At 74.7% G+C, this 5,403-nt stretch carries 5 protein-coding genes; 1 reads left to right on the top strand and 4 read right to left on the bottom strand.

Going from position 1 to position 5,403, the window contains the following annotated elements; all coding sequences use genetic code 11:
* The coding region (locus NBX02_RS02590; protein ID WP_445548221.1) for an MmyB family transcriptional regulator at positions 1 to 659 on the top strand (659 nt) is incomplete at its 5' end.
* Positions 660 to 833: 174 nt separating this feature from the next.
* Here the strand turns inward: NBX02_RS02590 and NBX02_RS02585 are convergent.
* The 4 genes from NBX02_RS02585 to NBX02_RS02570 form a co-directional block, all read right to left on the bottom strand.
* On the bottom strand, positions 834 to 2,528 hold the full coding sequence (locus NBX02_RS02585) for a CHAD domain-containing protein (RefSeq protein ID WP_250286432.1): 1,695 nt from the start codon (positions 2,526 to 2,528) through the stop codon (positions 834 to 836).
* A 220-nt stretch (positions 2,529 to 2,748) separates the two neighbouring features.
* Positions 2,749 to 3,507: a CPBP family intramembrane glutamic endopeptidase gene (locus NBX02_RS02580; RefSeq protein ID WP_250286441.1), complete on the bottom strand. Its 759-nt coding sequence runs from the start codon at positions 3,505 to 3,507 to the stop codon at positions 2,749 to 2,751.
* A gap of 364 nt (positions 3,508 to 3,871) precedes the next feature.
* Positions 3,872 to 4,879: a cytochrome d ubiquinol oxidase subunit II gene (locus tag NBX02_RS02575; protein ID WP_250286436.1), complete on the bottom strand. Its 1,008-nt coding sequence runs from the start codon at positions 4,877 to 4,879 to the stop codon at positions 3,872 to 3,874.
* The coding region (locus NBX02_RS02570; protein ID WP_250289816.1) for a cytochrome ubiquinol oxidase subunit I at positions 4,876 to 5,403 on the bottom strand (528 nt) is incomplete at its 5' end. The genes NBX02_RS02575 and NBX02_RS02570, both read right to left, overlap by 4 nt.

Genomic DNA, 5,403 nt, shown 5'->3' with positions numbered 1-5,403 from the left:
GGCACGCCCTGGCGCTGCTGGGGACGTCCGCGCGGACGTCCCCGCCGCCGCACCAGCCGCCGCGGCGGACGCGACAGCCACCCCAGTCGCAGCGGACGCGGGCTGCCGTCCGCCTGCTGCGTCCCGTCCTGGCAGGCTGGCCGACGTCCCCGGCGCTGCTGCTGGACCGCAGGTTCGACATCATCGGCTGGAACGACGCCTACGCGGCGCTGTGGACCGACCCCGGCCTGCTCGACGAACGACGTCGCAACCTCATCTACCTGCTGATCACCAGCCGCCTGCTCGGGAGCACCCTGCACGAGTGGGAGAGCGTGACGAAGGACCTGCTCGCGCAGTTCCGCAGCCAGTTCGGTGACGAGCACGACGAGCGTGTCCGGGAGATGTTCACGCTGCTCGGAACGGAACGGGCCGAGCTGAGGCCGTGGTGGGAAGACCGGTCGGCACACGGCTTCACCACCCGGACGGTGACTGTCAGCACCGCCACCGTCGGCGAGATCAGGCTGGTGCTGTCCCTGTTCCGGCCGATGGACGACCCGGAGTCCGGCATCCTGCTGCAGACTCCGGCGGGCCGCACCGACCGGACCAGGATCCGGCAGCTCATCGAACTGCCGGCCCGCTGGGGCGGCAACGACCGCGCGCGCGGCTTCTACGACCAGTAGAGCGCCCGGCGACGGCTGGCCGCCGGTCGCCCGGGGCGGACACCGGCCCGCTCAGGCTCTGGTCCGCGGGGGCTGGGATCCGCCGCCGGCCCCGGGAACAGCCCGAGCGGCATCAGGCTCCGGTCCGCGCGGCCGGGAATCCAGCGGGCGCGCGGACCGGGCCCACAACACTGATCACACCTGGAGCCAGCGGCGATGACGCCCGCGGGACGCCTCGGGCCAGAAGTCGATGAAGTCCCGTTCCGCGGTGCGGGCCCGGAGCTCCTCCAGGCCCAGCAGGAGCCCGAGGGTGAAGGCGGTCGGCTCGCCGGCCTGCGCCGCCGACGTCCCCCACTGCCGCAGCTGCCCCTGGGCGACCGTGGCGTCCTGGTGGGTGCCGAGCAGCTCCTGGATCTGCTCGGCCAGCCTGGCGAACGCCGCCGCGTCGGGCCCGAAGACCGCGCCGGCCGTCTCGGCCGCGTACCGCAGCCGCTTCGCCTGCTTGCGGGCGCTGTGCAGCTGGATGTCGCGTTCGTGGCCGGGCGGGGTGGCCAGGGCCGTGTTGACCTTGCGGGTCAGCCGGTTGTCGGCGCGTCCGACCAGCTTCGGCAGGACAACCCTGGCGGGCTGCGCGGCAAGCCCTCCCGGCCCTCCCGGCTGTGTGGCGGACGTCTCCAGCAGCCCGCGGACCAGGTCTTTCAGGTCCGTGACCAGGGTGAGGTAGCGCTCGCCGCGCAGCATCGCCAGCGCCTCGGTGCGCGCCTGCTCCTGCCCGGCGAGCAGCTGGCTGTCGATCACTTCGGCGACCGGGCCGTGCACCAGCTCGGCCGGCAGCGACGCCACCCGTCCGTCGAAGTACTCGACCATCACCTCGGCGTCGCGGGCCGGGGACAGCGCGCCGGCCAGGTCGCGCAGCTCCCCGTCCAGGTGGGCCACGCGCGCGCCGTCGAACAGGGGCGCGAACGTACGCAGCGTGCTGCGGAACCGGCGGGTGGCCACCCGCATCTTGTGGACGGCGTCCGGGACGTCGAGGCGGACGTGCGGGTCGGCGGCGAGCAGCGCCTGGACCTGGGCGGCCAGATAGGCCCCGACCACCTCGCCCACCGGGGAGCGCGGCCGCAGCTTGCCGGGCGAGGGCAGCGCCTCGGTGCGAGGCTGTCGCGCCAGCGCCGGGCCGAGCACCCGGGACAGCTTGGACGCGTCCGGGGACGCCGACGCGCCCGCGGTCGTGAGCAGCGCGCCGACCTCGTCCAGCAGGCCGGTGTCACCGGTGCCGATGTGCTCGACCTCGATCTCGTGCCACCGCTGCCGCCGCCCTCGCGCCGGCGGTCCCTCCGCGCCTTCCGCTGGCTGGGCCGCTGGCTGTGCTTCCGCCGCATCCTCCGCCGGCCGCTCCCGCCGCTCCCGCTGTTCCCGGCTGGCCGCCGCGCCGAGGGTCCAGGCGCTGACCTGGTCGTCGACCACTTCGGCCCGGTCGGCGCCGGCGGCGTCCCGGAGCCGGACAAAGGTACGGTCGGTCACCAGCCGGGCCACCGGCCGCAACGGCGCGTCACGCAGATGGACGCGCACCAGATCAACGAGGTCGTCCGGTGGCGTCAGCTCGTCCGGTGGCGTGCCGGCCGCGTCGAGCGGACGCTGGATCTCCTCCCGTTCGCCGGCACGCAGCGGCAGCTTGAGATGCCATCCCTCGTCGTGCCCGCCCGTCCGGCGCCGTAGCGTGATCTTGTTCTGGGTCAGCCGGAAATCGTCGGAGTCGTAGTAGACAGCCTCCAGGGCCACCCGTTCCGGTTCGCTGACCGCGGCCACACCCGGCAGCTGTTCCAGGGCGGGCAGCACGAAACCCGGATCGACGGCAAACTTGCGTTCTATTTCCCTCAGCCTGCCGCCCACGGTCACCCTCCGTCATATTCACTTGATGCGATCGCCGCTCATGCCCCTGCCACGGCCGCATCCGGACGGTCCGACGCGACCGGGGTGGCCAGCTGGCCTGGACGGCACGGCCGCCCGGGACAGCATCGACCGCGTCCGGCGTGCCGCGGCGAAACCATCGTTGGCTGTTGTTCATTCCATGTTAAACACATGACAGCCTGGCGGTTTTTCCGAGTAGCGATCACGATGTGGGCAGCCAGGAAACTCTGCCGGCCAGTACGGCATAACCGACAAAAGCAACGATGTCGATCAGAGCGTGCGCCACCACGAGCGGGCCGACCCGCCCCCGGCGTTGATAGATCCGCCCGAACAGCAGGCCCATGACCAGGTTCCCGGCGAAACCGCCGAGCCCCTGGTACAGATGGTACGAACCGCGCAGCACCGCGCTCGCCGCCAGGGCGGCGCGCTCGTCCCAGCCGAGCCGGCGCAGCCGCGTCAGCAGGTAGCCGACCACGACGACCTCTTCGAGCAGCGCGTTCTGCACCGCGGACAGCACCAGGACGGGGATGCGCCACCACACGTCCGGCAGGCTGGTGGGGACCACCGTCAGGTTCGCGCCGGAGTGCCAGGCGAGCAGGTACAGCCCGAGCCCGCCACCGCCGACGACCGAGGCGAGCCCGGCCCCGGAACGGGCGTCGCGGGCCAGCCGGCCACGGTCGAGGCCGATCGCGGCCGGCCCCCCGCCGTCCCGGGCGAGCAGGTGCAGCGCCAGGAAGGCGGGGACGACCGCGGTGACGATCCCGGTCAGCTGCAGGGCGAGGTCGAGCCACGGACGCCCCGGGGCCGCCGACGAGTTCAGCTCGGCGACCTGCTGGCGGACCGGCCCCGGAGCGGTCAGATCGCCGATGTAACGGACGAGTGCCCACAGCCCGGACGCCCCCAGCGAGACGCCCAGCACCAGCCACACCTCGTGCGCGAGCAGCCGCCGCCGGGCGCGCACGCGACCGGTGTCGTGGTCACTGCCGTGCCCGGCACCGCTGGGGCCGCTGGGGCCGCTCCCGCCGCTCCCGCCGCTCCCGCCGCTTTCCGGTTGCGCGGCGTCGCCAGGCTTCGTGGCCGGTTCGTGCCGCGGCTGTCCTCCCAGGGCTGCCCCGGCAACGTCGCCCACGTGTGCGCCGGTGTCCGTCCGCGCCGCTGCCCGCCCGTCGCCAGTTAGCCTCACCCGGCGAACGTAACGGCTCCGAGCGAACCAGCCGACCGGGCCGGCAGCCTACGCACCGGCCCGCGCCCGGCGTCACACCCGCGCCCGGCGTCACGCACGCGCCCGGCGTCACGCACGCGTGGGCCAGGGCGGCGGGCCGCTGTCAGTGATGCGGGTCGCCGCCGGCGGGTTCCGGGTCGGCGAACACCCGCAGCAGCAGGAACAGCGCCGGCAGCAGGACGGCCACCCCGCAGCCGATCGCGATCAGCATGGCCCGCAGGTTCGGCGCGGGTGCCGCGGCCGCGGCGGCGGCGACCTGCCCGACCACCAGGTCCGGGTACTGGGCGACGGCCCAGCCCCACAGCACCCCGGCCACCGCGAGGCCCGCCGCCAGCCGCGCCGCGGTGTAGTGCCGCCGCCAGACCAGGACCAGCGCGCCCGCCCCGCCGCACACCGACACGGCCACGAACGGGACACCGCGGGTGGGGAACCGCTGCGCCACCACCGGCGCGTCCCGCCACAGCAGCGGCAGCAACGCGGCCGCGAGCGCCCCCGCGACCACCGCGCCACCGAGCGCCCGACGCCGGAAACCGGCCACCAGATGCTCGCTCCCCGGCCGCCGGGACGCGTCCCGGCACAGGTAGACGGCGGCGAGAAAAGCGGTCGCGGCGACCGCGAAGGCGCCGGCCAGCAGCCCGAACGCGCTGGTGAGCGGGGCAGCCGCGGCATCGCGGCGGCCGACGCCGCTGGCCATGGCCGCGCCGCACACGCCCAGCATGAACGGCGTGACCGTGGAGGCGGCCGCGAACACCCGCCCCCACCAGTGGTCGGGGCCGGCCGCCCCGGCACCGTAGGCGCGGTAGACGTAGGCGCTGCCCCGCAGCACGATGCCGACGAGCGCCAGCGCCATGGGCAGTTCCAACGTGCTGCCGAGCACGCCGAACGCCTCCGGGAACCCGGAGAACATCGCCACGATCACGAAGATCAGCCAGACGTGGTTGGCCTCCCACACCGGGCCGAGGGCGGCAGAGATCAGCGCCCGCTGCTCGGCGGCGTGCCGCCCGTGGGCGAACAGGTCCCACACCCCCGCGCCGAAGTCGGCGCCGCCGAGCAGCGCGTATGCCGTCAGCCCGCCGACCATGACCAGCAGCAGGGCGTCCGCGGCGGTCATCGCTCCACCCCCGCCGGCCGCGCGGGTCCCGCCGGGACGGCGTCGTCCCTCCCCGCCTCCGGTACGGCATCCGCCGCGACAGCGCCGTCCGGCGTGCTGCCAGCCGGCGGCCCGTCAGCCGGCAGCCCGCCAGCCGGCAGCCCGCCAGCCGGCAGCCCGCCAGCCGCTGGTATGTCGGCCGGAAGCGCACCGGCCGTGACGGCACCCGCCACCTCGGACGTGGTCTCAGATGTGGTCGGGGACGTGTTCTCGGGCGTGGCCTCGTAGGTGGGCCCGCCGGTGGCCATCCGCCGCAGGATGAGCACCAGCGCCGTTGCCAGCCCCAGGTAGAGCAGGAGCGTGCCGCCGAAGGCCCAGCCGAGGCCGGGGCTGTGGGTCACCGCGTCCGTCACCAGCATGCGGCCGTAGACGATCCAGGGCTGCCGGCCGCCCTCGGTCACCTCCCAGCCGGCCAGCATCGCGATCATAGACGCCGGCCCGGTGGCGCCCGCCGCCAGCAGCCAGCCCCGGCCGGTCGGCAGCGC

Origin of the sequence: Protofrankia sp. CiP1_Cm_nod1 (assembly GCF_920888515.1) — a bacterium.
Lineage (GTDB): Bacteria > Actinomycetota > Actinomycetes > Frankiales > Frankiaceae > Protofrankia.
This window is presented reverse-complemented; position numbering and strand designations above follow the sequence as displayed.

Bases quoted from the DNA above. Each gene is read 5' to 3' on its own strand.
- NBX02_RS02575 (WP_250286436.1), bottom strand. From the start codon at position 4,879: ATGACCGCCGCGGACGCCCTGCTGCTGGTCATGGTCGGCGGGCTGACG.